General features: G+C 67.4%; 27 protein-coding genes, 1 tRNA gene and 1 pseudogene. 16 read left to right on the forward strand and 13 right to left on the reverse strand.

Going from position 1 to position 26,406, the window contains the following annotated elements:
* Nucleotides 1-30 precede the first annotated feature (30 nt).
* A complete protein-coding gene (gene radA, locus OM977_RS01015; RefSeq protein WP_264355713.1) occupies nt 31-1,404 on the reverse strand; it encodes a DNA repair protein RadA in 1,374 nt (457 codons plus the stop codon).
* Nucleotides 1,405-1,459: 55 nt separating this feature from the next.
* Nucleotides 1,460-2,587, reverse strand: a complete 1,128-nt coding sequence (locus OM977_RS01020; RefSeq protein ID WP_264355714.1) for an FUSC family protein — start codon at nt 2,585-2,587, stop codon at nt 1,460-1,462.
* A gap of 252 nt (nt 2,588-2,839) precedes the next feature.
* Here OM977_RS01020 and pstS point away from each other — a divergent pair, with 252 nt between their 5' ends.
* The 4 genes from pstS to pstB all read left to right on the forward strand — a co-directional run bounded on the left by pstS (nt 2,840) and on the right by pstB (nt 6,961).
* Complete coding sequence (gene pstS, locus OM977_RS01025) at nt 2,840-3,958, forward strand: phosphate ABC transporter substrate-binding protein PstS (protein ID WP_264355715.1); 1,119 nt, start codon at nt 2,840-2,842, stop codon at nt 3,956-3,958.
* Between the two features lie 141 nt (nt 3,959-4,099).
* Nucleotides 4,100-5,032 (forward strand): phosphate ABC transporter permease subunit PstC, encoded by a 933-nt coding sequence (gene pstC, locus OM977_RS01030; RefSeq protein WP_264355716.1) that lies wholly within the window; start codon nt 4,100-4,102, stop codon nt 5,030-5,032.
* Nucleotides 5,033-6,142, forward strand: coding sequence for a phosphate ABC transporter permease PstA (gene pstA, locus OM977_RS01035; protein ID WP_264355717.1), 1,110 nt, complete (start codon nt 5,033-5,035; stop codon nt 6,140-6,142).
* A gap of 39 nt (nt 6,143-6,181) precedes the next feature.
* On the forward strand, nt 6,182-6,961 hold the full coding sequence (gene pstB / locus OM977_RS01040; RefSeq protein WP_264355718.1) for a phosphate ABC transporter ATP-binding protein PstB: 780 nt from the start codon (nt 6,182-6,184) through the stop codon (nt 6,959-6,961).
* A gap of 82 nt (nt 6,962-7,043) precedes the next feature.
* Here pstB and OM977_RS01045 read toward each other — a convergent pair whose 3' ends face one another.
* The 3 genes from OM977_RS01045 to OM977_RS01055 form a co-directional block, all read right to left on the reverse strand.
* On the reverse strand, nt 7,044-8,060 hold the full coding sequence (locus OM977_RS01045; protein ID WP_264355719.1) for an inorganic phosphate transporter: 1,017 nt from the start codon (nt 8,058-8,060) through the stop codon (nt 7,044-7,046).
* Nucleotide 8,061: 1 nt separating this feature from the next.
* Nucleotides 8,062-8,679 (reverse strand): DUF47 domain-containing protein, encoded by a 618-nt coding sequence (locus OM977_RS01050; protein WP_264355720.1) that lies wholly within the window; start codon nt 8,677-8,679, stop codon nt 8,062-8,064.
* A gap of 330 nt (nt 8,680-9,009) precedes the next feature.
* On the reverse strand, nt 9,010-9,666 hold the full coding sequence (locus OM977_RS01055) for a hypothetical protein (RefSeq protein ID WP_264355721.1): 657 nt from the start codon (nt 9,664-9,666) through the stop codon (nt 9,010-9,012).
* A 224-nt stretch (nt 9,667-9,890) separates the two neighbouring features.
* On the opposite strand from OM977_RS01055, the gene OM977_RS01060 reads away from it, so the two are divergent.
* From OM977_RS01060 to OM977_RS01075, 4 genes are all read left to right on the forward strand, one after another.
* Nucleotides 9,891-9,963, forward strand: a tRNA-Lys gene (locus OM977_RS01060).
* A 123-nt stretch (nt 9,964-10,086) separates the two neighbouring features.
* The gene (locus tag OM977_RS01065; RefSeq protein ID WP_264355722.1) at nt 10,087-10,590 is read left to right on the forward strand and encodes a MarR family winged helix-turn-helix transcriptional regulator; all 504 of its coding nucleotides are present in this window, start codon (nt 10,087-10,089) and stop codon (nt 10,588-10,590) included.
* Between the two features lie 156 nt (nt 10,591-10,746).
* Entirely contained in the window at nt 10,747-10,899 is a 153-nt protein-coding gene (locus OM977_RS01070) for a hypothetical protein (RefSeq protein ID WP_264355723.1), read from the forward strand.
* A gap of 113 nt (nt 10,900-11,012) precedes the next feature.
* Nucleotides 11,013-11,792: a serine/threonine-protein kinase gene (locus OM977_RS01075; protein WP_264355724.1), complete on the forward strand. Its 780-nt coding sequence runs from the start codon at nt 11,013-11,015 to the stop codon at nt 11,790-11,792.
* Between the two features lie 24 nt (nt 11,793-11,816).
* On the opposite strand, the gene OM977_RS01080 is transcribed toward OM977_RS01075, so the two are convergent.
* Entirely contained in the window at nt 11,817-12,989 is a 1,173-nt protein-coding gene (locus tag OM977_RS01080; RefSeq protein ID WP_264355725.1) for a GGDEF domain-containing protein, read from the reverse strand.
* Nucleotides 12,990-13,149: 160 nt separating this feature from the next.
* Here OM977_RS01080 and OM977_RS01085 point away from each other — a divergent pair, with 160 nt between their 5' ends.
* The 3 genes from OM977_RS01085 to OM977_RS01095 all read left to right on the forward strand — a co-directional run bounded on the left by OM977_RS01085 (nt 13,150) and on the right by OM977_RS01095 (nt 15,640).
* A complete protein-coding gene (locus OM977_RS01085) occupies nt 13,150-14,172 on the forward strand; it encodes a PHP domain-containing protein (RefSeq protein WP_264355726.1) in 1,023 nt (340 codons plus the stop codon).
* Between the two features lie 290 nt (nt 14,173-14,462).
* The gene (locus OM977_RS01090) at nt 14,463-14,789 is read left to right on the forward strand and encodes a helix-turn-helix domain-containing protein (protein ID WP_264355500.1); all 327 of its coding nucleotides are present in this window, start codon (nt 14,463-14,465) and stop codon (nt 14,787-14,789) included.
* A gap of 44 nt (nt 14,790-14,833) precedes the next feature.
* Nucleotides 14,834-15,640 carry an IS3 family transposase gene (locus tag OM977_RS01095; RefSeq protein WP_442960739.1) on the forward strand — a complete coding sequence of 269 codons (807 nt, stop codon included), beginning with the start codon at nt 14,834-14,836 and terminating at the stop codon, nt 15,638-15,640.
* A 102-nt stretch (nt 15,641-15,742) separates the two neighbouring features.
* Here OM977_RS01095 and OM977_RS01100 read toward each other — a convergent pair whose 3' ends face one another.
* On the reverse strand, nt 15,743-16,825 hold the full coding sequence (locus OM977_RS01100) for a lactonase family protein (RefSeq protein ID WP_264355727.1): 1,083 nt from the start codon (nt 16,823-16,825) through the stop codon (nt 15,743-15,745).
* A 64-nt stretch (nt 16,826-16,889) separates the two neighbouring features.
* Between OM977_RS01100 and OM977_RS01105 the strand changes: the two genes are divergently transcribed.
* On the forward strand, nt 16,890-17,738 hold the full coding sequence (locus OM977_RS01105) for a putative protein N(5)-glutamine methyltransferase (RefSeq protein ID WP_264355728.1): 849 nt from the start codon (nt 16,890-16,892) through the stop codon (nt 17,736-17,738).
* Here OM977_RS01105 and OM977_RS01110 read toward each other — a convergent pair.
* From OM977_RS01110 to OM977_RS01135, 6 genes and pseudogenes are all read right to left on the reverse strand, one after another.
* A complete protein-coding gene (locus tag OM977_RS01110) occupies nt 17,735-18,229 on the reverse strand; it encodes a hypothetical protein (RefSeq protein ID WP_264355729.1) in 495 nt (164 codons plus the stop codon). The genes OM977_RS01105 and OM977_RS01110 overlap by 4 nt on opposite strands.
* Before the next feature lie 108 nt (nt 18,230-18,337).
* On the reverse strand, nt 18,338-18,601 hold the full coding sequence (locus tag OM977_RS01115; protein ID WP_264355730.1) for a GlsB/YeaQ/YmgE family stress response membrane protein: 264 nt from the start codon (nt 18,599-18,601) through the stop codon (nt 18,338-18,340).
* Nucleotides 18,602-18,892: 291 nt separating this feature from the next.
* A pseudogene (locus tag OM977_RS19635) lies at nt 18,893-19,069 on the reverse strand (aldo/keto reductase); the annotation flags it as partial.
* Nucleotides 19,070-19,149: 80 nt separating this feature from the next.
* On the reverse strand, nt 19,150-19,359 hold the full coding sequence (locus OM977_RS01125; protein ID WP_264355732.1) for a dodecin: 210 nt from the start codon (nt 19,357-19,359) through the stop codon (nt 19,150-19,152).
* Between the two features lie 52 nt (nt 19,360-19,411).
* Nucleotides 19,412-20,200, reverse strand: coding sequence for an SGNH/GDSL hydrolase family protein (locus OM977_RS01130; RefSeq protein WP_264355733.1), 789 nt, complete (start codon nt 20,198-20,200; stop codon nt 19,412-19,414).
* 194 nt (nt 20,201-20,394) lie between these two features.
* Nucleotides 20,395-21,105 carry a FadR/GntR family transcriptional regulator gene (locus OM977_RS01135; RefSeq protein ID WP_264355734.1) on the reverse strand — a complete coding sequence of 237 codons (711 nt, stop codon included), beginning with the start codon at nt 21,103-21,105 and terminating at the stop codon, nt 20,395-20,397.
* Between the two features lie 171 nt (nt 21,106-21,276).
* Here OM977_RS01135 and OM977_RS01140 point away from each other — a divergent pair, with 171 nt between their 5' ends.
* From OM977_RS01140 to OM977_RS01155, 4 genes are all read left to right on the forward strand, one after another.
* On the forward strand, nt 21,277-22,797 hold the full coding sequence (locus OM977_RS01140; protein WP_264355735.1) for a four-carbon acid sugar kinase family protein: 1,521 nt from the start codon (nt 21,277-21,279) through the stop codon (nt 22,795-22,797).
* A 44-nt stretch (nt 22,798-22,841) separates the two neighbouring features.
* Entirely contained in the window at nt 22,842-23,744 is a 903-nt protein-coding gene (locus OM977_RS01145) for an NAD(P)-dependent oxidoreductase (RefSeq protein WP_264355736.1), read from the forward strand.
* A 115-nt stretch (nt 23,745-23,859) separates the two neighbouring features.
* A complete protein-coding gene (locus tag OM977_RS01150) occupies nt 23,860-25,326 on the forward strand; it encodes a GntP family transporter (protein ID WP_264355737.1) in 1,467 nt (488 codons plus the stop codon).
* Nucleotides 25,326-26,192, forward strand: a complete 867-nt coding sequence (locus OM977_RS01155) for a class II fructose-bisphosphate aldolase (RefSeq protein WP_264355738.1) — start codon at nt 25,326-25,328, stop codon at nt 26,190-26,192. Before OM977_RS01150 ends, OM977_RS01155 begins: the two co-directional genes overlap by 1 nt.
* Nucleotides 26,193-26,406: the final 214 nt, after the last annotated feature.

The following is a 26,406-nucleotide window of genomic DNA, read 5'->3' on the forward strand; positions in this document are numbered from 1 at the left end:
GAGTCCTTCCGTTCGGAGTATGCGTCCCGGTCAGCTGATCAGCAAGCCCAAAGCCTCGGCGAGGTGCCCGACCTCCCGCACCGAGAACCCGGCCGGGACAGGCCCGGGCCCGTTCGGGCTGGCGGGAACCACCGCATGGGTGAACCCCAGCCGGTGGGCCTCCTGGATGCGCTGGTTGATGCCCGGCACGGGACGGACCTCGCCGGCCAGGCCCACCTCGCCGAACGCGATGAGCCGCTGCGGCAGCGGTTTCTTGGCCTTCGCGGAGGCCACGGCCAGAGCCACGGCGAGGTCCGTAGCCGGCTCGCTCAGCTTCACGCCGCCCACGGTGGCGACGTACGAATCGTCCTTGTTCAGCAGGCAACCGGCCCGTTGCTGCAAGACCGCGAGCAGCATCGCCACCCGGGAGCTATCCAGCCCACTTGTGGCCCGGCGGGGCTGCGAACTGGCGCTTTCGGCCAGCAGGGATTGCACCTCGGCCAGCAGCGGACGGCGCCCCTCGAGGGTGACGGTGATGCAGGTGCCGGAGACCGGTTCCTTGGTCCGGGAGACAAAAAGCCCGCTCGGATCGGCCAGGCCCACAATCCCGTCCTCGTTCAGGTCAAAGCAGCCGACGTCGTCCGTGGGCCCGTAGCGGTTCTTGACGGCCCGGAGCAGCCGGAGCCGGGAGTGCCGCTCGCCTTCGAACTGGCAGACGACATCAACGAGGTGCTCGAGCAGCCGGGGGCCGGCGATGGAGCCGTCCTTCGTCACGTGCCCCACCAGCAGAGTGGTCATGTTGCGGCGCTTTGCCGCGGCAATGAGGGAAGCGGCCACCTCCCGAACCTGGGAGACGCCGCCGGCGCTGCCTTCGACGTCGGCGCTGCTGAGCGTCTGGACGGAGTCCACCACCAGCAGGCGGGGTTCCAGCCTCTCCACCTGGCCCAGGGCCTGGCCGAGGTCCGTTTCGGCGGACAGGTAGAGCGATTCGGCGACGGCGTCGATCCGGTCTGCGCGAAGCTTCACCTGCGCGGCGGACTCCTCACCGGTGATGTAGAGGACGTCCTGGGCGGTGCGGGCAAACTTGGCCGCGACGTCGAGCAGCAGAGTGGACTTGCCCACGCCGGGTTCGCCGGCCAGCAGGATGACGGCGCCCGGGACCAGCCCGCCGCCGAGCACGCGGTCCAGTTCGTCGACGCCGGTGGGCAGGAAGGCCGCGGTGGTCGCATCAACTTCGGCGATCCTGCGGGCCGGCTCCAGGACGGTGGTGGCCGCCGTCGTCCGGGCCACGGCGGCGCCGGTCTCCTCCACAGTGCCCCAGGCCTGGCATTCGCCGCAGCGGCCCACCCATTTTGCCGTGGTCCAGCCGCATTCGGCGCACTTGTAGCCGGGCGCCTTGGAGGTGCGGGAAGTCTTGGTAGCCATCGTTCCACCCTATCCGCGACCGCCGACATCGCAGGGGACCCGCCGACGGGCAGGGCTAGAGCGGCGGCAGGATGTCCCGGGCTTCCTGGGCGTCAACCCCGGCGGCTTCCAGCAGGTCCACCATCAGCGGGCGGAACAGCATGACCACCGTTTCGCCCTCCAGCCGCTCCACTCCCAGCAGCCTGGGGTGCAGGCGGTCGGCAATCTCCCGCAGATCGGCCCGGGCCGTCCGCAAATGCGCGCGGCGGGCGCCGTCATGCACCTCCGCCAGGCCCAGGGAGAGCTCGTCGACTGCCGCGGCAGTCTCCTGGAGGACTTCGGCGAGGTTCTGGGTCGCCTCATCGGAGAGCGCCGCGTGGTTGATGGCGCTGGTCAGGCGGCGGGCAAAGACCCGGCTGTTGCGCAGCGCGAGGTCGATGTAGTCCAGCGACTGCTCCATCTGGTCCAGCTCCTCCCGGTGCCGCCGGTAGGCCGGCGCCAGGGTGGCCACCTCGCCGGAGGACCGGAGCGACTGGCGCATCACATCGACCAGTGGCTGGCAGTTGCGGCCCCGGATCAGCGCATGCCAGGCCTGGGTGGAATCGCTGTAGCTCAGCGCGGAGGCACACTCCCGCAGCACCTCGGCGAGCTCGTGCAGGAGCTTCTTCACGTCCTTGCGGGGTTCCCGACGCGGGTCCTTGGGAATCAGGATGGTCACCAGCAGCGCGAAGATGCCGCCCACCACTGCGTCTATGCTGCGCGTGAACGGGCCTCCCGCCGGCGCCGGCAGGAGCACCACCAGCAAGGACTGCAGCCCCAGTTGCGTGGTGAAAATATTGCCGCTGTCCAGGAAGCGCGCCAGCAGGATGGAGAAGAGCAGTACGACGGCGGCCTGCCAGATTCCCGCGCCCAGCCAGTGGAGCAGCAGGTCTCCGACCACGATCCCGATGGTGCAGCCGAGACCGACCTCCATGACCCGGCGCAGTCTGGGGTCTCGGGAGAAACCGAGGGCAATCAGGGAGGACGTTGCCGCGAACAGCGGGCCGCTGTGGCCCAGGACGTACTCGGCGAACGCGTACGCCCCCACCGCGCAACCGGTCATCTGGATTGCCGGCATGAGCGAGTTCCGGCTCCGGACAAAGCCCGTGCGGACCCGGCCCCGCAGGAATCGTGCGCTTGTGGAAAGTCCAGTAGACGGGGCCATGCCTTCCAGTCTATTTGTTCGTCCGGGCGGCAGTGTCCTGGCCCCGGCCCCTACGGATGCGGCGCGGCCGGCGCAATGGGGACCCGGCAGATGTAAGCCAATGTCCCGGCGTCGTTAACCCTCCGTTCACCTTTCACGGCAATTCTCTTCATCTGGGACACCTAACTTCAATAAAGGTACAAACCGTACGCATCCCCTGCCTGGCCTTCTCCGGCCGGCACGCATAGAAAATCCCTGGAAGGGGTACATCTAGTGAAGGCACTCCGCTTCGGCCGCCACGCGGCTATCGCTGTCATCGCAGCCGGCGCACTCGCGCTCACCGCTTGTGGTTCTGATAACGCCACGAACGCCCCGGCCGCTAACCCGACTGCGACGGGACCGAAGGTCACCGGCACGCTGACCGGCATCGGCTCCTCTGCGCAGGGTGCAGCCATGGACGTCTGGAAGACCAACTTTGCCTCGGCAAACCAGGGTGCCACCGTGCAGTACTCCCCGGACGGCTCGGGCGCCGGACGCAAGGCCATCCTGGACGGCTCCGCCCAGTTCGCCGGCTCGGACGCTTACCTCAAGGACGATGAGTACGCCACTTCGATGGCCAAGTGCGGCCCCGACGGCGCCCTCAACATCCCGGTGTACATTTCCCCGATCGCCGTGGCCTTCAACCTGCCCGACATCAAGGAACTGAAGCTCGACGCCGCGACCGTCGCCAAGATCTTCCGCGGCCAGATCGCCACGTGGAACGACCCCGCCATCGCGGCCCTGAACCCTGACGCCACGCTGCCGGACCTCAAGGTCACGCCGGTAAGCCGCTCGGATGATTCCGGTACCACCTCCAACTTCACCGACTACCTGGCTGCCGCCGCCCCGGAGGTCTGGACCGACAAGGCCGCGGGCATCTGGCCGGCATCCCTCTCGGGTGAGAACGCCAAGGGCACCTCCGGCGTGGTCAAGACCGTGACCGACACCCCGGGCGCCGTCACCTACGCCGATGACTCCGCCGTCAGCGGCAAGCTCGGCATCGCGCAGATCAAGGTCGGCGAAACGTTCACCAAGATCTCCGCGGATGCCGCTGCCAAGGCAGTCGACGCGGCCAAGCCGGTTGCAGGCCGCGGCGCCAACGATCTCTCCCTCAAGCTGGACCGCACCACCACCATCGAGGGAGCGTACCCGATCGTGCTGGTTTCCTTCCACGTTGTGTGCTCCACCTACGACAAGCAGGAGACCGTCGACCTCGTGAAGGCCTTCGACAGCTACGTCGTCTCCGACGCCGGTCAGCAGGCCGCGGCCGACGCCGCCAAGTCCGCCCCGCTGTCCAAGTCCCTGCAGGAGAAGGCCCTGAAGTCGATCGAATCGATCAAGGTCAAGTCCTAGGGATACCTAGCGCTGACGGGCATAGTGGAAACACCAGCCTGATTCAGGTTCCCTGTCCCGGTTCGGCTGTCGTAGACGGCCGGCCGGGGCGGGGAACCGCCGTGTTTGTCCGAAGTACCCCAAGATCTGAAGGATCATGAAGTGACCACCACCTCCCTGACCTCGTCCCGGGGCGCAGGCCGCACCGGAGACAAAGTCTTCTCCGCAGCCACCCTGGCCGCGGGGTGCCTGATCCTGGCTGTGCTCTTCGGAGTGGCGCTCTTCCTCGTCGTCCAGGCAATTCCGGCCCTCACGGCCTCCCCGGACCAGATCCAGGGCGGCGAAGGCTTCTTCGCCTACATCTGGCCGATCGTGGTCGGCACGCTGATTGCCGCCGCGATCGCCCTCGTCATCGCTACCCCGGTCGCGATCGGCGTCGCCCTGTTCATCTCGCATTTCGCCCCGCGGCGGCTTGCCTCCGGCCTCGGGTACCTGATCGACCTGCTGGCCGCCATCCCCTCCGTCGTCTACGGCGCCTGGGGCGCGGCGTTCCTGGCCAAGGAGATCTCGCCGGCCTACAACTGGCTGGCTAACAACATGGGCTGGCTGCCGATCTTCCAGGGTCCGGCCTCGGCAACCGGCAAGACCATCCTGACCGCGGGAATCGTCCTGTCCGTCATGGTGCTTCCCATCATCACCTCGCTGAGCCGCGAAATCTTCCTGCAGACCCCCAAGCTGCACGAAGAAGCTGCCCTGGCGCTCGGCGCCACCCGCTGGGAAATGATCCGGATGGCTGTGCTGCCCTTCGCCCGCCCCGGCATTGTCAGCGCCGTGATGCTGGGACTGGGCCGCGCGCTCGGCGAGACCATGGCGGTGGCGCTCGTGCTGTCCTCCGGCGCCCTGACTGCCAGCCTGGTCCAGTCCGGCAACCAGACCATCGCCGCCGAAATCGCGCTGAACTTCCCGGAGGCCAGCGGACTTCAGGTCAGCACGCTGATCGCCGCCGGCCTGATCCTGTTCCTCATCACCCTCGGCGTGAACATGATTGCCCGCTGGATCATCACCCGGCACAAAGAATTCTCGGGAGCCAACTAAATGACCTCCACCCTGACCCCCGTGCAGAAGCGCTCGGCCCTCACCAAGGGCCAGCTGCCAAAGTGGTCCCCCTACCTGGTCCTGGGAATCGCCCTGATTCTCGGAGCCGCCGTCCTTGCCCTGATCGGCTTCAACGCCTTCGGCTGGGGGATCGTCTCGGCCATCCTCTTCGCCGCCGGCCTCGTCGGCTGGAGCGCCATCGTGGAGGGCTCCCGCAGGGCCACGGATAGGCTTGCCACCTGCCTGGTGGTCGGCGCCTTCCTGGTTGCTCTCCTCCCGCTGGTCTCCGTGATCTGGACCGTGCTCGTGAACGGCCTGCCCGGCCTCACGGACCCCGGGTTCCTCACCACCTCGATGAACGGCGTCACCGGCGCTTTCGACAACAAGAGCGTCGAGGAAAGCGCCCCGGTAGTTGGCGGCATCTACCATGCCCTGCTGGGCACAGTTCAGATCACGCTGCTGGCGACCGTCATCTCCGTGCCGGTCGGCCTGCTGACCGCGGTGTACCTCGTGGAGTACGGCAACGACCGCCCGCTGGCCCGCGCGATCACTTTCTTCGTCGACGTCATGACCGGCATCCCCTCGATCGTGGCAGGCCTGTTCGCCGCGGCCTTCTTCTTCGCCGTCGTCGGGCCCGGCACCAAGACCGGTGCGGTTGCCGCCGTCGCGCTGTCCGTGCTGATGATCCCCGTGGTGGTGCGCTCCAGCGAGGAGATGCTCAAGATCGTCCCGAACGAGCTCCGGGAAGCCGCCTACGCCCTCGGCGTGCGCAAGTGGCGGACCATCCTCAAGGTGGTCATCCCGACGGCGATCTCCGGCATCGCCTCGGGCGTCACCCTCGCGATCGCCCGCGTGATCGGCGAGACCGCGCCGATCCTGGTCACGGCAGGCTTCGCCACGTCGATCAACACCAACGTGTTCTCCGGCTGGATGGCCTCGCTGCCGACCTTCATCTACACGCAGATCCTCAACCCCACCTCGCCGTCGAACCCGGACCCGTCCTCCCAGCGGGCCTGGGGAGCGGCTCTGGTCCTCATCATCCTGGTGATGCTGCTCAACCTCGGCGCCCGCCTGGTTGCCCGCGTCTTCGCCCCCAAGGCCGGCCGCTAGGCCAGCGCCCCTCTACCCTCCAGCAAGTTAAGGAACCTCATGTCTAAGCGCATCGACGTCAAAGACCTGAACGTCTACTACAGCAAATTCCTGGCCGTCGAAGACGTCAACATCAACATCGAAGCCAAGTCGGTCACGGCTTTCATCGGCCCCTCGGGCTGCGGCAAGTCCACCTTCCTGCGCACCCTGAACCGCATGCACGAGGTCATTCCCGGCGCCCGCGTCGAAGGCGAAGTGCTGCTCGACGGCGACAACCTCTACGGTCCCGGCGTGGACCCGGTGACCGTCCGCTCACAGATCGGCATGGTCTTCCAGCGCCCCAACCCGTTCCCGACGATGTCCATCCGGGACAACGTGCTGGCCGGCGTGAAGCTGAACAACCAGAAGATCTCCAAGGGCGAGGCCGATGCCCTGGTGGAGCGCTCGCTGCGCGGTGCGAATCTGTGGAACGAGGTCAAGGACCGGCTGGGCAAGCCGGGCTCGGGCCTGTCCGGCGGGCAGCAGCAGCGGCTCTGCATCGCCCGGGCCATTGCCGTGGAACCGCAGGTCATCCTGATGGACGAGCCCTGCTCCGCGCTGGACCCGATCTCCACGCTGGCCATTGAGGACCTCATCAACGATCTCAAGGACCAGTACACCGTGGTGATCGTGACCCACAATATGCAGCAGGCAGCGCGCGTTTCGGACCGGACGGCCTTCTTCAACATCGCCGGCACCGGAAAGCCCGGGAAGCTGATCGAGGTCGGGGACACCCACACCATGTTCAGCAACCCGACGCAGAAGGCCACGGAAGACTACGTTTCCGGCCGCTTCGGGTAGAGACCACCGCCTGCCCATCGAGTGCTCCGCAGGTGCCCTTTTGAGCCCTCATAACGGCGCCTGCGGAGCAACCGATGGCTGGCTAGAGCCCCGCCAGCGGCGAGAGCGAGAGTTCCAGGACGAAAGCGACCGCCGCGGTGACGGCCGGGGTGAGCACCCAGAAGGCCAGCACCTCCATCACGACCCGCCTGTTGGTGGCAGGGAAGCCCTGGTTGGCTCCCGCCCCCAGCACGGCTGTGGTCACCGTATGGGTCGTGGAAATGGGCCAGTGCAGCCCGATCGCCCCGACCAGCAGCATCACCGAGCTGTAGAGCTGGGCCACGAATCCGCGGAGGGGATCCATCCGGATCAGCCGGTAACCCACCGTGTAGGAGATCCGCCAACCCCCGGCCAGGGTCCCCGCCGTCAGCAAGGACGCCGTGAGCAGAGCCACCCAGACCGGCATCGAGCCGCCGTCTGACAGCCCGGACGCGATCAGGGCTAGGACCAGCACCGCCCCGCTCCGCTGTCCGTCCTGCAGGCCGTGGGCGAACGCGACGGCGCCGGCGGCGATGGTCTGGGCCCGGCGGGACCGGCTGTTGACAACGTTCGGGGGCGTGTAGCGCGCAGCCCAGGTCGCGGGCCAGACCAGCAGATAGGCGCCGGCGAAGGCAATGGCAGGCGATAGCAGCAGCGGAAGCACCACCTGGAACAGCAGGGAATTATCCACTCCCGAGACCGAATGCCCGCCCACCGCGACGCTTGCCACGCCAGCCCCGGCCAGTCCGCCCACCAGCGCATGGGTGGAGGAGGAGGGGATCCCGCGCCACCATGTGTAGATGCCCCAGACGACGGCGCTGAGGAGGCCTGCCGCCAGAATCGTCAGGCCGTTCTGCCCGGCCGGCAGCTGGATCCAGGTCCTGCTGACCTCCAGCACGAGGGTGGCGCTGAGGGCGGCCCCGATGAAGTTGAACAGGGCCGCGAAGAGCACCGCCACGGTGGGCGTCAGGGCGCGGGTCCGTACCGGCAGCGCCACCGACGTCGAGGCGTCGCGGAAGCCGTTCAGGAAGGCAAATGCCCCGGCGAAAACCACCACCAAGGCAAAGAAGAACACCGTCACGTCAGGATTCCTTGACGATGATGCTGCCCACCTGGGTGGCGATCCGCCGCATGTCCTTGGTGACTTCCACGAGCTGGTTGGCAATGTCCCGGTTGCGGGCGTACTGGGCCGACTTCATGTCATTGAGCATGTCCGCCACCCAGACCCGGTGGGTCCGCTCCGCGCGCTTGGCCAGCCGGAGGATCTCGATCCAGTAGTCCTCGAGGTCATCCAGGTTGTTGAGCTTGCGCATCGCCTCGACGGTGAGCTCGGCCTGCCGGCTGATGATCTCCAGCTGGTCCGCGGCCCTTTTGGGCAGGCGGTCCAGCTTGTACAGGGATACCAGCTCGGCGGCGGCGTCGAGTTTTTCCATCGCCTCATTGAGGTACCGGGAGAGCGCATACATGTCCTCGCGGGGGAGCGGGTTCACGAAGCTGGTCCGCATGTGGGTCAGCAGGGCAAAATGCAGTTCCGCGGATTTGGCCTCGTGGTTGTGCATGTCCTCCACGAGCCGGCCGTGTTCGCTCGCCGGCGCGCCGAGAATTTCCGAGAGGGTGCCGGTGGCCAGCACGATCTGGCGTGCCAGCAGGGAAAGTAGGTTCAGCCCGGCGGGCTCCTGGGGAAAAAGGCGCAGCTTCACGTCGGGTCACCGGTCTTCGAAGGGGAGGTGCGGGGGTACTGGCTGCCGGCCGTGTGACTTGACGATGACCCGCGCATGAGGATTACTTTACCGTCCGCGTTGAGGGCCCCGGGAAACCGTCAAAAGGCGGCGATAAAATGTGAAGCCGCCGGTCAGAGGGCAAGAAAATGGTGCCGAACCGGATACGCCTCTCGGCGGTAGGCCGCTCTAGGCGGCTAGATGTTGAAGCCCGGGGGTTTCGCGGTTCGGCACCGCTTTTAGTGTTCTACGACAGTTCCCTCAAGTCAACGTTGACAGCCGGGCGCCGGCGTGTTTACAGGTGGGCGAATTTCAGTCCAGTTCGCCCAGACGCCACGCGTTGGCGGCGTGTTCCAGGTCCTCGGCGGTTTTGACCAGGAGGTGCGAATTGCGCGTGAGCTTGCTCGCGTGGCTCGCATTGCTGTGCTCGGCGCCGTCGGCCAGCGTTGCCTGGCCCAGCGCGACGACCCGGCAGAACGCCGCCGAGCGCTCCAGCGCGACGTCGAACTCGCCGTCGAACGCTCCGGAGAGAATGGCGTCTGCCATCCGCTTCATCTCATCGGCCCCGGGCGGCTCGGCGGCGCCGGCAACCACATGGGAAACCTGCGCCGTGTCCTTGCCGGCCTTGAAGTAGACCGAAATGCGCTCGGGGTCCTGGATGGTTGCGGCGCGCAGGGCGTACAGGCGCCACAAGGCGCCAGGGAGCGAGCGCGCCGGGCTTTCCGCCCACATCTCGGCGATGGCTTCCAGGCCCTGTTCATCGGCGAGCTTCACCAGCCGCTTGGTCACCGTGGGATCGTCGCTGTCGCGTCCCCGCCGGACCAGAGCCTGGGCCGCCAGATGGGCGGCCTCGGAAATGCGGGCGGGATCGGCTCCGCCCGCGAAGGGCTCAAAATCCATCGGCGCGAAGGCCTTCGGCTTGTGATGCCGGTGCGGTCCTGGGCTGCTTGCTCCTGCTTGCTCGCTCATGCCCCCACGCTACTCCTGTGCTGTACGGGAATCGAGCATGGGAACGGGCCCGGAACCGGGACTGGGGACCGGCCGCGGGGGCGGCGGCCGGCACGACGGCGTCGCCCCGGCTCCGTGCGCCAATTCCGGCTCCGGTCTGGGGTACAGTATTAAACGTTCAGAAATGGACTGGGCTGATCGGCCTCCGGGATGAGGATTTTTCCTCTGATCGGGGCTGTTGGCTGGGGCCTTTAGCTCAGTTGGTAGAGCATCGGACTTTTAATCCGTGGGTCGTGGGTTCGATCCCCACAGGGCCCACTCTTTCTCGGAAAGAGTGGAAAACCCCCGGCATCCTGAAAACAGGGTGCCGGGGGTTTTGCTGTTTCCGCAGCCGTCCGGATTCCAAGACGGCCTAGTTACCAGTTCGGCTAGGATTGCCGGATGAACACGCGCAGCGGCTCCGGTTCCGGGAACTCTTACGCCCCTGACGAGCAGCCCGACGGGCCCGCGGCGGTCCTAAAAGCGCTGCGCGACTACCGCGAGGCCGAAGTGGCAACGCGACGCTCCACCCGGGACTCCACCGGGATGGGGGAGACGGACCTGATCGCCCTGCGCTACCTCCTGCGTGCGCAGGCGGCAGGCGAACAGGTGGGCCCAAAGGATCTCAGCCGTGTTTTGCAGATCACCACCGCCTCGACAACCACGCTGATCGACAGGCTGGTGGGCAGTGGGCACGTCCGCCGGGATCCCCACCCGACGGACCGGCGATCCCTCGTGGTGGTCCCCACTGTGGCCGTGGACTCGGAAGTCCGGACAGCCCTGGGGGCCCAAAACTCCAAGATGCTTGCCGTTGCCGAGGAGCTCAGCGCGGACGAGGCGCGCATCGTCATCTCGTTCCTGCGCCGGATGGGGGAGGCCGTCTCCGGACCAGGCGCTGCCCAGTAGCCAGCGCGCCCGCCACCTAGTTAGATCACCTAGTTATATGTATGCTTACTAGTTATGTCTGATATTCGTTTGTGCGGGGCGGCCGTCGCTGAACTGGCTCCTGGCCTCGAAACCACCTTGCAGAGTCAGGGTGCTCCACTGCATTGCGGTGTTGCAATGGAGTGGAAAACTCCGGACCCGGTGGCCATGTCTGTCTATTCCTTCGACACCGGAGCCGAGGAACTGCCTCCGGTCTGGCGCTGCAGCTGCGGCTTCCAGCTGGACGGCGTCGCGCACCCCCCGGCGGCCGTGGCCGAGCTAAGCCGTTGAGTCCAGCGCAGGCTGCAGCGCCGTTGGCTCTGGCTGAGCGGCCCGCGGCCGGTTTAGGGCCGGGGCTTAGCTCCAAGGTGCTGCCTTTCCCGGGCGCGCCCGAGGGGCGTTTTATGGTTCACGAGCAGCTGGGCCGGGGTGCCACGGCTACCGTATTCCGGGGGACTGACTTGTCAGACGGCCGGCCCGTGGCCCTCAAGATCGCCGAGGGGCCCAAGTCGCCGCAGGCTGAACGGATCCACGCCGAAGCACGGGTCCTCGCCACACTCGACCACCCGGCGATCGTTCGGTTCATCGGCCAGGGCATCGTGCCCGACGGCGACAGCTGGGCGGGCCGTCCGTTCCTAGCCGAGGAATTGGTGTACGGCGGGAGCCTCGCCGAGCGGATCCGCGGCGGTGCAGCCGATCCCGTGGAGGTGGCACGGTGGGGCGCCGCCGCCCTCTCCGGGCTGGCCCACGTCCATGCGCGCGGCCTGGTCCACCGGGACATCAAGCCGGCCAACATCCTGCTGAGCGAGCTCCGCCGGTGCGCGGTCCGGATCGCGGACTTCGGCATCGCCACCCCGGCAGGGACTGCCCTGGAGCCGGGCGATTCCTCCGGCACCGTCCACTACATGAGCCCGGAGCAGGCCGCCGGCCGGCATCCCGGAACGTCCGGCGACATCTACTCGCTGGGCCTCGTCCTGCTGGAGTGCCTCACCGGGGCCAAGGCGTTCGCCGGCACTCCGGTCGAATCGCTGGTCGCGCGGACCCTGCGCGACCCCGAGGTTCCCGCACGGCTGGGCAAGCCCTGGGTCTCCTTATTGCGCGCGATGACTGCGAGGGACCCCGGCGCGCGGCCCTCGGCCACCGACGCCGAGGCGCAGGCCCTGAGGCTGCTGCCCCGCCGTTGAGTCCTCCCGGGCGCCGGTGGCGGCTCAGTGGACGTCGTTGCCTGTCAGGGTGAGGCCGACGACGGCGCGGTTGCGGCCCGCGGCCTTCGCCTCGTACAGCGCACTGTCCGCTTCCCGGATCAGCCGCTGGAGTCCGGTGCTCCGGGTCCGGGTGTCAACGATCCCGAAACTCGCAGTGGGTTGCGGTGCGCCCTCAGGCAGGGAGCTGTGTTCGGCGAGGGACCGGTTGATCCGGTCTGCGATGCGGACCGCCTCCTGGGCGTCCACTCCGGTGAGCAGCAGGGCAAATTCTTCGCCGCCGTAGCGTCCCACCAGGTCGGCTGTCCGCATCGCGGTCCGGCAGGCGTCGCTGAAGGCGCGGATGACGCCGTCGCCCGCATCGTGGCCGAAACTGTCGTTGATCGCCTTGAAGCGGTCCAGGTCCGCCATGACAACCGTCGAGTCGATGCCGGCGTCGAGGTTGTAGCGGAGCTGTTGTTGCGCCTGCTGCAGGAATCCGCGGCGGTTCAGGAGGCCGGTGAGGGCGTCGCGGGAGGCCAGTTCCTTCAGGTCCTCGGTCCGGCGGGCATTGTTCAGGGCCGTGATGCTGGAGGAGACCACCACCAGCAGAACCATTGCCATCAGGAGGGTGACGCCGGTTCCGAAAAGCAGCTGGAACAGTGCGCTTTCCGGTCCCAGAATGGCCAGTCCGGCCATCCGGCTGAGGTAGTAGGCGGCGCACACGGCTGTGGCGATGGCGAGCGAACGGACCAGGTGCCAGGAGGTCGCCCGTTCGCGCCGCAACTCGAAAGAGGCCAGCCCGATAGCCGCGCCCATCATCGCCAGAAGTACGATGCTGCCGATCCTGGTGTCGCCCGCTAGGCGGGCCGCGAAGGCCACCGCCCATGCCGCCGCGGACGGGAGAGCCAGCAGCCAGGGCCGGACGCGCCGTCCGGAGAGGGACCGGGCGCCGGCCCAGACACAGCCGGAACCGAGCACCATGACCCCGTTTCCAACGCTCGTTGCCCAAGCCATGGCCCCGGATTCACCCAGGTAGTAAAAGGCGGCGGCGCAGAAGAATGAGCCGACGGCGACGCACCACCAGCCGGCAAACGGGGCCCGGTTTCTCCGATAGGTGTCGAAGTAGAAGAGCGCGAGCATGGTCAGCGTCATGACGGCGAAGACCACCATGAGCGTTGACCTGTCGAGTAGGACCATATTTGACCGATTCCCAAGCTGCCGTAGGTGGCCCCCAGCAGACCCGCGACGTAGTTCAACTGCCGGATCAGGCCCCGGCCCGGTCAAGTCTTGCAGACGCTCGGCCACCGCCCAAGCTGCGACACAGACCCGGCCGGGGTCCGTAGTGCAAGATGGTGCCATGAACCCCGTTGACGCCCTCAATGAGATTGCATTCTGGCTCGAACGCGAGCTTGCCCCCACCTTCAAGGTGCAGGCGTTCCGGAAGGCGGCCGCAATTATTGCCGCGGTCGAGCCGGAGGAGCTCGCGACGCGGGCGCGGGACGGCCGGCTCAAGCGGATGAAGGGGATCGGTGACCGGACCTTTCAGGTCATTCAGGAATCCCTCGACGGTGAAGTGCCCGAGTATCTGGCCGGACTGCGCAGCCGGGGCTCCCAACCACTGGCGGAAGGCGGCGGCGAGCTGCTGGGCTTGCTTCGGGGGGATCTGCACAGCCACAGCGACTGGTCCGACGGAGGATCGCCGATCGAGCTCATGGTGGATGCCGCGCAGCTGCTGGGCCGCGAGTACCTGGCCCTGACGGACCATTCGCCGAACCTCAAGATCGCGAACGGCCTAAGTTCCGAGCGACTGACCGAGCAGCTAACCGTCGTTGCGGGGATCAACGACGGCGGTGCGGGGGAGTTCCGGCTCCTCAGGGGCATCGAGGTCGACATCCTGGAGGACGGCAGCCTGGACCAGACGGCGGAGATGCTCTCAGCGCTGGACGTTGTGGTGGCGAGCGTCCATTCGAAGCTCCGCTCCGACAAGCGCACCATGACCCGGCGCATGCTCGGGGGCATCACCGACCCGCACACCAATGTGCTGGGACACTGCACCGGCCGGCTGCTCCAGGGGTCGAGGGGGACCCGCCCCGAGTCCGAGTTCGACGCGGAGACCGTATTTGCCGCCTGCGCGGAAAACAACGTGGCAGTGGAGATCAATTCGAGGCCGGAACGACAGGACCCGCCGGACCGGCTGATCCAGTTGGCCCTCGACGCCGGATGTCTGTTCAGCATTGACAGCGACGCCCATGCCCCGGGCCAGCTCGATTTCCTCCAGTACGGGGCGGAGCGGGCCGCAGCCAACGGTGTCCCCGCGGACCGGATCATCACCACCTGGCCGCTGGAACGCCTGCTGGCGTGGACCACGTCCGGGGCCTGAGCTTGCCGCGGGGCTATGGGTGCGGGCGTTTCGAGGGTGGCGCCGGGGGACATGCCCTCCGCCCGCCGTGAACTGCTCCCCGGAAGTTGGACTGAGAAATTCAGTTCCGACTCCCGGGGAGCAGTTTTATGCATGTACGTAGTCCGTTATCCGAAGTTCAGCGCGAGGCCGCTGTAGCGTGGTTTGAGAAGGGCATCGCGGATAAAGCGGCTGCGCGGCTGTTGGGTGTGTCGCACTCGCCGGTCCAGCTTCTCTATCTGCGGTGGAGGATCCATGGTCGAGGAGCGCTGGTGGCCAAGCCGACGAAACAGGTGTATTCGTTCGAACTCAAGCTCGCATTAGTCGAACGGTTCATCGCGGGCGAGACCGCCCAGGATCTCGCGGCGGAGGCTGGCCTGTCCTCGTCCGGGTTACTCAAAAACTGGGCGGCTGCCTATCGTCGCGAGGGCCCGGACGCCTTGCGGCCGAAGCCTAAAAGCAGGCCCAGGGAACCCGATTCCCCGCCGTCGGCGGAGCTGCCCGAGCTGGAACGGCTGCGCCGGGAGAACGAACGGCTCCGGGCGGAGGTGGCCTACCTGGGAAAATTGCGGGCCTTGAGGGCGCAGGAACGACGGTGAAGGTTCAGACCCTCATCGCCCTCAAGGCGGACTTCCCCCTTGCGGTGCTGCTGCAGGCCGCCGGCCTGGCCCGGTCCACGTTCTTCTACCACCAGGCCCGCCTCCAGGCCCCCGATCCGCAAGCGGCGATCAAAGCCGCGGTCACAGAGATCTTCGAGAAGAACCATGGCCGCTACGGGCATCGCCGCATCCACACTGAACTGGCCAGGCAAGGGTGGACGGTCGCGAAGAAGACCGTGCTGAAACTCATGCGTGTGCTCCGGCTGGTCTGCAAGGTCCGAAGGAAGAAACGCTACAACTCCTACCAGGGCGAGCAGGGCAGGATTGCCCCGAACGTCCTGAACCGCCGGTTCGAGGCCGATGAACCCAACCAGAAGTGGGTGACGGATGTGACCGAGTTCAGCGTCGGGGACCGGAAGCTCTACCTCTCACCGGTCATGGACCTCTTCGACCGGCAGATCATCTCCCATTCGATCAGCTCGTCCCCGACCCTGGAACTGACCAACACCTCGCTGCGCCGGGCCCTGAACACGCTCGAGGATGGGCAGAAACCGCTCGTGCATTCGGACCAGGGTTTCCAATACCAGCACGTGTCCTGGCGCGTTCTTCTGGAGGGTGCCGGCGCGGTCCAATCGATGTCCCGCAAGGGCAACTGCTACGACAACGCGGTGATGGAGAACTTCTTCGGCCACCTCAAGGAAGAGCTCTTCCACCACGTCCGGTTCATCAGCACCGACGCCTTGGCAGCGGCGTTGCACACGTACATCCACTGGTACAACACCGAAAGAATCTCAACAAAGCTCAAGGGCCTGAGCCCGGCGCAATACCGTTCTCAAGCCCTCGCAGCCTAGGCTCTACCAACCAGTCCAACTTTCGGGGACCAGTTCACCGCCACGGTTGGGCATACTGCCGTTGTGCCCATTCCTGGATGCGAGGGATGGGCATGTCCTCCGCTAGGGGTTGCGGGCGGCGGGCACCAGGGCCGTCGGCGAGGCCAGCGCCAGCCGATGGGTAGGCTCACCGGGGAGGCCGCTGTCCGGGTCGAGCGGGAACGTCACTAGGTCGTGGGAACGTTCGTGGGCCACATGCAGCCAGCCCTCCCGGACCAGGTGATGGCGGGGCCAGTCGCCCCCGCTGGGGAAATCCGCCAGCGGCTGCAAGGAAGTGCCGTCCGCCCCGACCTGCAGGACGCTCATCCGGTTGGAGCCGCGCACGCCCACGTAGGCGTGCCTGCCGTCCGAGGCCAAGGCAATCTCGGCGGCTGAGTCCCCGGGCAGGGCGCCGGCTTGGGTGGCCGGTCCGACGCCGGCCAGCCGGAAGGTCCCGGTGGCCGCCGACCGCTGTACGACGGCCACTTCGACCGAGTACTCGGTCACCACGAAGACGCTGCCGCTGGCGTGCTGGGCCAGATGGCGGGGGCCGCAGCCGTGCGGCAGGGCGACTTCATGGTCCAGGGCCAGGCCCGCGCCGGGAACGTAATTCCAGACCCGCAGCAGATCATGCCCCAGATCCGTCGTCATCACGCGCCCGTCCGCCAGCGTCAGGCTCGAGTGAGCCCGGCTGGGCCGGTCCGGCTCGGTTGAGGCGGCAGCGCCGAACACTGCCGCAATGCCGCCGTCGTCGTCCAGTTCAAAAAGCAGCACCCGCCCATCTCCCCAGCAGGTCACGGTGAGGTAGCGTCCCTGCGGGTCGACGGCGACGTGGCACGGGGCTTCCCCCGTCGGCCAGGCGGGGCCAGCCGGATCGAGGCCGAACGCGCCGGCCCGGCGGTACGCGCGGAGGGTCCGGGCCTGCTCGCCCACCGCGTAGACCACAGGAAGCGAGGGGTGCGCCGCAAGGAAGGACGGTGAATCCGCCTTGGCCGCGAGGCCCAGCCAGCGCAGCGTACCGTCACGCGCGGCCCGGACGGCTCCGATGCCCTCGGCCTGGCCGCCTTTGTCCGCGGTGTAACTGCCGGTCCAGATGAGGTCCTCCGCCGCTTCGGGGGAAGTCCGTTCGGGAGTGCTCGGGGCGGAAGCCACAGATTCGAATGCCATGGTGCCATCCTGCCACTTCGATAGCATGGGGTCCCGAGCACCAGGAGCGGAAAGGGGCATTGCCATGACGGGATCAACGGTGTCCCAATTTCCCCCTTCCCGCAGGGACCCGGCCCTCATCGCCTCGCTCGCTGCGAGGCTCCGCGCTGCCGGCTGCGTCTTCGCCGAGGAAGAAGCCCGGTTACTGACCGCCTCCGCGACGTCCACCGGGCAGCTTGATGCCCTCGTGGAACGGCGGGGCAACGGGGTGCCGCTTGAGCACCTTTTGGGTTGGGCGGAGTTCTGCGGGCTGCGGATCGGCGTGGATACCGGCGTCTTCGTCCCGCGCCGGCGCACCGAGTACCTGGTAGAGCAGGCAGCCCTGCTGCTGCGGGCATCCCGGCCACCGTTTTCCCCATCCGGCGGCGCCCGTCCGCCTGTCGTCGTCGACCTGTGCTGCGGTTCGGGGGCAGTCGGCGCGGCGCTCGCGGTGCGGGCAGGTCCGGTGGAGCTGCACGCCTCGGACATCGATGCGGCCGCGGTCCGCTGCGCCCGCCGGAACCTGCTCCCGCACGGAGGGGAGGTCTACGAGGGCGATCTGTATGGTCCGCTGCCGGCCCGGCTGCGCGGACGCGTCGAAGTGCTGGCGGTAAATGCGCCCTACGTGCCGTCCGCGGGGATCCCGAGCATGCCGCAGGAAGCCCGCCTGCACGAGCCGCTGATCTCCCTGGACGGTGGTGCTGACGGGCTGGACGTGCAACGACGGGTGGCCGCCGCGGCGCCGCAATGGCTGGCGCCGGGCGGCCACCTGCTGGTTGAAACGAGCCGGCGGCAGGCGCCGCTGACCGTGGACCTGTTCCTGGCTAACGGGTTGACCGCACGGGTGGCCAGCTCCGAGGAACTGGACGCCACGGTGGTCATCGGCAGATTCTAGGCTGTCTTGTCCGGGTTGACGTTCGCCGCGGCCCCGCCGGGCGTCGCGCCGCCCTCGTCCGACCAGTCCTGGCCGGTCCGGTCGTTCAGGGCAGGATCCGACTCGACGTCACGGGCAGTTGCGGATGACGTGGTTCCCAGGTTCACCGTTTCCGGATGCGTGCTGTGCGCCGGAATGGTCCCGCCATCGGCGGCAGCCGTGGTGGATCCGTCACCGGGAGTTTTGGCCGCCCCGCTGCGGGAGTCCTCCCGACGGACGGCCGAGCCGATTACGGTGCCGGCCCGCCGGGCGGCCTCGGTCAGCTGCTCCGACACCTCGGGCGCCTTTTCCTTCACAGCCTCCGAAGCGGCGGTGATCTTGTCCTGGACCGGCTTGCTTTCCCACAGGGCCGCCGCCCGGGATTTCAGCTTTTCGTAGGCTGCACGTCCGGACCGTGATCCGAGAACGTAGCCCGCGGCTATTCCGGTGCCGAAAAGAAATTTGCCTTTCATGCTGTACTCCTGCTCTTTGGTGGTGTCAGTGAATAGGAAGTCATGCCGTGTGCCAAAAAACCGGCCCCAGGAAAAAATCCCGGGACCGGTTTCCGGTCGCGTTCAGCTTTAGCGGGCTGAACGCTTGGTGATCATGCCGTAAACCAGCAGGACGATGATCGCACCGCCGATGGCCAGCAGCCAGGTGGACAGCGAGAAGAACTCGTTGAGACCCACACCGAAGAGCGCGCTGCCAATAAAACCACCAAGGAGTGCGCCAACAACGCCGAGGATCAGCGTGATGATGATGCCACCGCCCTGACGGCCCGGGAGGATTGCCTTAGCAATCGCACCAGCGATAAGACCCAGAAGCAGAAATCCGAGAAAACCCATTTTATTGTTCCTTCTTCTTTCATTGAGGAGACACCCGGGTTGCCGGGTGCGCTTCATCCTTCTGCCTCAATACTAATCATGCTTACTAAAAAATTGCCACTTGAGCATCGCGGAATATCTTGCCGCACCAGCCGGCAATGTGTATTTCCGGCCGAAAACAGGCTGGACGGCCCCGTCTCCGGGTCCCCGCTGCGGAGTTCACCACGTGTAGTCCTCCGGTGCGCTCCGGTGACCCGGGAAGATTTCGTCCAGCCGCTTGAGAGCATCGGCGTCGAGCGGCACGCCGGGCGCACGGCGGCCGCTGCCGCCGTAGACGTTGGCGGTGTCGAAGAAGCTGATGCCGGAATCCAGGGCCGCGTTCATCATGGAGTGCGCGGCTGGTTCGCCGGTCTGCGGCCCGAAGTTCACGGTGCCAAGGCAGAGCCGGGAGACTTTCAGGCCGGAGCGGCCCAGCTGCGTGTATTGCATGGCGTCGTCCTTCGGTGGGCCGGCCACCAGGTTGCGGCGCGCTCCCCGGCAGCGCCCCAGCCGCGCCCCGGCCGCGGACCTCAGCGCTCCAGGCGGAACCCGAGCTTGATGGTCACCTGCCAGTCGGCCACTTCGCCGTTTTCGAGATGACCGCGGATTTCCTTCACTTCAAACCAGTCGAGGTTGCGCAGTGTCTTTGCCGCCTCGGAGATGCCGTTGCGGACGGCCGCATCAACGCCCTCATTCGAGGTTCCGACAATTTCAGAAATGCTGTAAGTGTGATTAGGCAACTTCGCTCCTCGTGATCGTCCTCGATGCCCGGCTGCGGGCCGTTCCTGCAGATTAGCCGACAGAGCGCGGCTGGACTAGGGGTGCGGGGAGGGGGCCTGCGGACGGGACAACCGGGCCCGGCTGCGGGCGCTTCGCGGCCAGCGGCACGCCGTCGCCCCCGGGGCGGACGCGGCGCACCAGCCAGGGCAGCAGATAGTTGGCGAACCAGACGACGTCACCTGCCCTGTTGTCCCGCCAGCTGCCGACCGGGAGCGGTTTGGGTTGCAGCGGCAGCAGGCTGTGCGTTACATCCAAGGTGTCCAGGACCATTGCGGCGATGGTGTGGTGGCCCAACGGTGAGAAATGCAGGCGGTCCGGATCCCACATTTGCGGATCCGAGAGTTGGCGCAGCGTCCAGAGGTCAGCGATCACACCGTTGTGGCGCGCCGCGATTGTCCGGATGTTTTCGTTAAACACCGCCACTTTGCCCCGGATATGGCTGAACAACGGAGTGTCGCCCCAGTCCGGGCCGGTGAACAGGACGATGGTCGCTCCCGTGGCGCTGAGCATGCCCACGCCGGCGTCCAGCATTGCGGCCAGCCGGTCCGGGTCGCTGCGGTGAAAAACCAGGTCATTGCCACCGGCGGACAGGGTGACGAGGTCAGGCTTCAACGCGACGGCCGGCCCCAGCTGCTGGTCCAGGATCTGCCGCATCACCAGGCCGCTGACGGCGAGATTGGCGTAGGCGAAGTCCCTCCGTCCGGCACTCAGCTCTTCGGCAATACGGTCCGCCCAGCCCCTGATGCCCCCGGGGCTGCGCGGCTCGGGGTCCCCAATACCCGCGGTGAATGAGTCGCCCATCGCAACGTACCGGCCCCAAGGCCCTGCGCTCCCTGCACCCGGGGGGTGGCCCCTGATGCGGTCTGGGGCGACGGGATGGCCGGCGCCGGAATCGAAGAAACGGGCCGCATTCACATTATTAGCAATACGCCGGTATTCCGGGGTTCGGTAGGTCCTAAGGACCTATAAACACCGCCGCAGGCTCGGAGTGCCGCCTAGGCGGAACGCACCTTGAGGACGTAGCTCTTGAGGTCGTCGAGCGTCTGCTGCATGTGGGCGTCCATGGCGTCGCGGGCGCGGTGCGGATCCCGTGAGGCCAGGGCGTCCGCGATCTGCTGATGGTGCCAGATGGCATGCTCCTGGATATCCGGCACCTTCGAGGTCTCGGTGCGGCGCTTCTCCAGGATCCGGTGCAGGGGTTCGAACAGCACTGCGGCAAAGACGTTTTCGGAGGCTTTGAGGATGAGGTCGTGGAACGCCAGGTCCGCCTCCACGAAAACCGCGAGGTCGTTGCTGCCGTGGGCGGCGCGCATGGCCTCCAAGTGCCCGTAGAGACTCGCGAGGTCGGCGTCGCCGATCCGGGCCGCGGCCAGTTCGCAGGCGCCGCTTTCCAGCATCCGGCGGAGTTCGATCAGCTGGACGGCCGCAGAGGCATCGTTCTTCCCCTCCGAGGCTGCCCGCAGGACGGCCTCCAGGGATGCCCAACGGTTCAGCGGGTTCACGAACGTTCCCCGGCCCCGCTCCACGCTGAGGATGCGCTGGGCCTCCAGCGTTTTCATGGCCTCCCGCACGGTCATCCGGCTGACCTCGTGCCGCGCGCTTAGCTCGAGTTCGCCGGGGACGCTTGTTCCCGGCGGAAACTCCCCGGCAATGATCCGGTCCAGCAGTTCGTCCGCCACCACTCCGACCAACGATTTCCTAGCCAATATTCCCCGTCCAGCGACTTGGTCTTGCGTGATGTTCCCGCTCGGAGCACAGTCTACTTGCGCGCCTTTGTGCCTTATGACACACTATCACTCGGACATAAGATGTCAGACATCTTACAAATAGCTCGACTGCGGACCTGCCGCAGATCAACACACACAATGGAGTGCAAAGTGCCCCTTGAAGCAGATGTGCTCGCCGCCTTCCCGGCCGAGGTACAAATCCCCGCCCGCCTGGTGGCCGACAGCGTGGCCGCCTCATCCCAGGACGTTCCCCGGATCCTGGTGGTCCTTGATGACGACCCCACCGGCACGCAGTCCGTCGCGAACCTGCCCGTGTTGACCCGCTGGGAGCCGGCTGACTTCGCCTGGGCGTTCGCCCATGAGATCGAGGGCCAGCGCCCCCGGGCGGTCTATGTGCTCACGAATACCCGCAGCCTGGACCCGGCCGAGGCGGCAGCCCGCAACGAGGAAGTCGTCCGGAACGCCCTGACGGCAGCCGCCGCGGCAGCTGACAATCCCGGTTCCGGGCTTCGCCTGAGCTTCGTCAGCCGTAGCGACTCCACCCTGCGCGGGCACTACCCGCTGGAACCCGACGTCATTGCCGCCACGGTCGCTGCAGTCAGCGGCGAAGCAACAGACGGCGTCGTGATCGTCCCCGCGTTCCCCGACGCCGGCCGCGTCACCATCGGCGGCGTTCACTACATGCGCGGCACCGGCGTCGACGCCGGCAAGCTCACCCCCGTTGCCGAGACCGAATTCGCCAAGGACGCCAGCTTCGGGTTCGCCAACTCCGAGATGGCCAAATATGTGGAGGAAAAGTCCCAGGGCCGCTTCGCTGCGGACTCCGTGATCGTGCTGGATTTGAACATCATCCGCGCCGGTGCCGCGACGGACGGCACCTCCGCGGACCCGCAGCGCTCCGCCAAGGCGATAGCAGATGCCATCGGCGCGGCCACGGAATCCACCCCGATCGTCGCGGACATCGTCACCGAAAACGACCTCCGCGCCCTTGCCCTGGGCCTGGAGGAAGCCGAGCGCCGCGGCAAGAAGCTCCTCTACCGCGTCGGCCCGCCGTTCGTCCGCGCCCGGATCGGGCAGGAGATCCGTTCCGAGCTCAGCGGTGCGGAAGCCTACGCCGGCAACACCCCGTCCGAGGCCGGCGGCCTGATCGTCGTTGGCTCCCACGTCGGCGTCACGACCCGCCAGCTCAAGGTCCTCACCGAGCAGCACGGCGCCGCCCGGATCGTGGAAATCGACGTCGAGAAGCTGCTCGGCGCCAACGCCGCGGACCACCTGGACCAGACCGTGGACACGGTCGTCGCTGCCCTGCACGGCGGCGACGTCATCGTCCACACCAGCCGCCTGCTCATCAAGACCGACGACGCCGCAGAGAGCCTGCGGATCGCACGCACCGTCTCGGCCGCCGTCGTCGCCGTCGTCAACCGCACGCTCAAAACCTTCCCGCCGCGGTTCGTCATCGCCAAGGGCGGCATCACCTCCTCGGACGTCGCCGCCCACGGCCTGGAGATCCGGCACGGGATCGTCCGCGGACCCATGCTGCCGGGCATCGTGAGCCTCTGGGAACCGGTGGACGGGCCCGCAAAGGGCATCCCGTACATCGTCTTCGCCGGAAACGTCGGCGACGACGAGTCCCTGGCCCAGGTCACCCGCAAACTCAGCAACACCTTCTGATCCCGACGCCTTCCCGACAGATACGCCTTCAACGGAGAAAAACCATGACCGCACAGTACACAGTCACCGTCCTCGGCCTCGGCGCCATGGGCCTGCCGATGGCCACCCGCCTTGCCACCCAGCTGACCGTCCACGGCTTCGACATCGCCGAGCCGCGCCTGAAGCTGGCTGAAGAGGCCGGCATCCGGACCTTCACCTCGGCCCGGGAAGCCGCCGAGGGCGCCGACGCCCTGCTGCTCGCGGTGCGCAACGGCGAACAGCTCGACGACGTCCTCTTCGGCGAGAACGGCGTCGCCTCCGTGCTGAAGCCGGGCGCCGTCGTGGTCCTTGGCAGCACCGTGGGCACGGAAGCCATCCCGGCAACTGTCGCCCGCCTCGCGGAATTCGACGTGGCCCTGGTGGACGCGCCGCTCTCCGGCGGACCCAAGCGCGCCGGTGAAGGGGACCTGCTGATCGTCGTCGGCGCCGAGCCTGCCGCCCTGGAAACTGCCCGCCCGGTCCTGGAGCTGCTCGCCTCCACCCTCACCGTCGTCGGCGACAGGCCCGGCGACGGCCAGGCCCTCAAGACCGTCAACCAGCTCCTCTGCGGGATCCACATCGCCGCCGCGGCCGAGGCCATGGCCCTCGCCGATGCCCTCGGCCTTGACCAGGCCAAAACCCTCGCCGCCCTCGAAGCCGGTGCCGCAGGCTCCTTCATGCTCTCCAACCGGGGCCCGCGGATCCTGGAGGCCTACACCGAAGACGGCGCCGAGGTCCTCAGCCGCCTGGACATCTTCGTCAAGGACATGGGCATCGTCGGCAAGGCCACCCGCGCCGCAGGGCTCGCCGCCCCCGTGGCCGCCGCCGCCGAACAGCTCTACCTCCTCGGCCAGGCCCAGGGGCTCGCCGCCGCCGACGACTCCGCCGTCATCAAAGTCATCGCCCCCACCAAGCGCACCGCCCAGTAGACCCCTGATGCCTCCGACGACGGCGGTCCCCCCTCCGCCGTCGCCGGACCCTGCCCGCCCTGATCCCGACGACTGACTCGTCGGACGACTTTCCTGTCAAAGGAGACACTCCCTGATGCACCCCCTGATTAACTCCCTGGCGGTGCGCGCCGCAGACGCGCCCGTCATCAAACCCGCCGTGGAGCTGGGCACCCCGCTGCTGCTCACCATCGCAGCCATAGGCATCGCCCTCCTGCTGGTGATGATCATCCGCTTCAAGATCCAGGCTTTCGTGGCCCTGCTTACCGTCAGCATCCTGGTGGCCGTGGCCTCCCAGATCCCGCTTAAGGACGTGTTCACCGTGGTGGCCAACGGCGTGGGCGGAACCATGGGCAAGGTGGCCCTGCTGATCGCGCTGGGCGCGGTTCTTGGCCGGATGATCGAGGTCTCCGGCGGCGTCCAGTCACTCGCCGCCCACTTCACCGCGAAGCTTGGCGCCCGGCGGGTGGCGGTTGCCCTCACGGCCGTCGGCTTCCTCGTGGCAATCCCGGTGTTCTTCGAGGTGGGCATCATCGTGCTCGTGCCGATCGTTTACGCCTTCGCGAAGATCGCCAACGTGCACCCGGTCAAATTCGGCCTCCCCATGGCCGGCATCATGCTGTCCATCCACGTCGCCGTTCCGCCGCACCCCGGCATTGTGGCCGGCGCGGGCGTGTTCGGCGCCGACATCGGCCTCATCACCCTCATCTCGCTGCTCATCTGCATCCCGCTCGGCTTCCTGTCCTACTGGGTGGCCAGCATTATGAACCGCAGAGACTACGAACTCCTCCCGGGCGTCAAAGCACAGGTGGACGAATATGGTTCAGACTCCCTGGTGCGCGTCGGCCATGACGGTCCAGGCGCCCTCGCCATTGCTCCGCCGCGTCCGGCCCTGATCATCTTCCTGATCGCCGCTCCGATCGTGCAGATCCTGGTCGGCACCCTGGGCACCCTCACCATTCCCAAGGACAACGGCTGGTACGGCCTGGCGGCCTTCATCGGCAACCCGTTCTTCGCCCTCCTGGTGGCCGTTGCCCTGTCCTTCTTCCTCCTGGCCGTCCGCCGCAACTGGTCGCTCAAGGAAACCGGCGAGATTTTCGAGGGCGCGCTGCCTCCAATCGCGTCCATCCTCATGGTGGTTGCCGCCGGCGGTGTATTCGGTGAGGTCCTGCGGACCTCCGGCATCGGCGCCGCCCTGTCCCAGACACTGGACCACCTAGGCCTGCCCGTCATCGTCCTTGGCTTCATCATTTCCCTGGCCCTTCGCGCCGCGCAGGGTTCGGCCACGGTCGCCATCGTCACCACCACCGGCCTGCTGACGTCCGCCGTCGCCGGCGGCGGCTACTCACCCGCCCAGATCGCCGTGATTGTGATCGCCATCGGCTTCGGCGCCCTGGGCCTGTCCCACGTGACCGACGCCGGATTCTGGACTGTCGTGCGTTACTACGGCCTGACCGTCTCCGACGGCCTGCGGACCTGGACGGTCCTGACGACTATCCTCGGACTCGCCGGGTTCATCCTCACCTTCGTGGCCTGGATCCTAGTGGGAGGACTGAGCGCCTGATGCGTGCCCGACTCGACCACCTTGTGTCCTCCGCCCTGCAGCAGGGCTCCGCGGTACCGGCCTTCACCTGCTACGACTTCACCACCGCCCTGGCGGTCGTCAGCGCGGCCGAGGAGGCCGGCCGCGGCGCCATCCTGCTGGTGGCGCCCAAGACGGCGGCTTCGCCGAACGGCCCGCGGCTGATCGCAGCCCTCCGCGGCCTCGCCGACGGCGCCGGCGTGCCGATCGCCGTCCAGCTCGACCACGCCGCCGATCCGGAGTTGATCCTGGCCGCCGTCGCGGCCGGGGCGGATTCCGTGCTCGTGGACGGATCGTCGTTGCCGTACGAGGACAACATCGCACTGGTCCGCAGCGTCCGTGCGGATCTGGACGGGCGGGGGAACGCCGACGTCGTGATCGAAGCCGAACTCGGTGGCCTCGCCGGTGACGAAGACCGTGCCTTCGGAGCCGACGCCGCCGGCAGCGCGCCGGCAGCGGGGCTCACCGATTCCGGGCAGGTGGAGGACTTCGTGTCGCGGACCGGCGCGCAGCTGCTGGCGGTGGCCGTCGGCAACGTCCACGGGAAGTACCAGGGCGAACCCCGGCTCCGCTGGGACGTGCTGCAGGACATCGCCGTGCGGACCCGCATTCCGCTGGTGCTGCACGGCGCCTCCGGGATTCCGGCGGAGGAACTGGTGAAGGCTGCCGCCATGAACGTCGGCAAGGTGAACTTCAACACCGAGCTCCGCACCGGCGTGCTGGCCGTGCTCGAGGAGCGGGTCTCCGCCCACCGGGCCGACGGCGAGAATCTCCAGGCCCTGCTGGGCCAGTGGGGCGACGCCGCCCGCAACTTCGCCGCGGACGCCCTGCGCACGCTGGCCCGCTGACCGCGCCCGCACAGACGCAGGACCGCCCGGAGAGGGGCCTGGATCAGACCATGATCCTGGCCCCTCTTTTGGCCGCCGCTGGCAGTTCACCCGGACAAGTCCGACAATAGAGGCAGGGCAACGGGCCATCCCCGGACGGGGTGGAGTGGAGCGCTGAGAAATTCCAGAGCAGGAAGCAGCCAGCGGCCCGGATGCGACGCCGGACCGCGACCTG

It is taken from the genome of Pseudarthrobacter sp. MM222 (genome assembly GCF_947090775.1).
Taxonomy (GTDB): domain Bacteria; phylum Actinomycetota; class Actinomycetes; order Actinomycetales; family Micrococcaceae; genus Arthrobacter.